General features: G+C 65.1%; 1 pseudogene. It reads right to left on the bottom strand.

Annotated elements, in window-relative coordinates:
- Positions 1-255 (bottom strand): annotated as a pseudogene (locus AB3X89_RS40570) (transposase); the annotation flags it as partial.

Genomic DNA, 255 nt, shown 5'->3' with positions numbered 1-255 from the left:
TGCGCTTATAACCGTCATAACCCGCACGCGGGCCGCTCTCGCAGGTCGACTGTATCGTGCGGCCATCGAGGATGACCGCGCTGGGCTGTCCCCGACGGCCCTGTGCCACGCGTATCACCGAGCGCAGACGCTCACCATGCTCTCAAAGCAGCCCGCCTGCAACCACCGTTGAGTCTGCTGATACACCAGCTCCCACGGCGGGAAATCATTGGGCAGCATCCTCCACGGCGCGCCGGCACGAGCCATCCAGCGCAA

The organism is Paraburkholderia sp. BR14320, assembly GCF_040948665.1.
GTDB classification, from domain to species: domain Bacteria; phylum Pseudomonadota; class Gammaproteobacteria; order Burkholderiales; family Burkholderiaceae; genus Paraburkholderia; species Paraburkholderia youngii.
The sequence above is the reverse complement of the archived record's forward strand: the minus strand, read 5'-3'. Positions and strand labels throughout refer to the sequence as shown.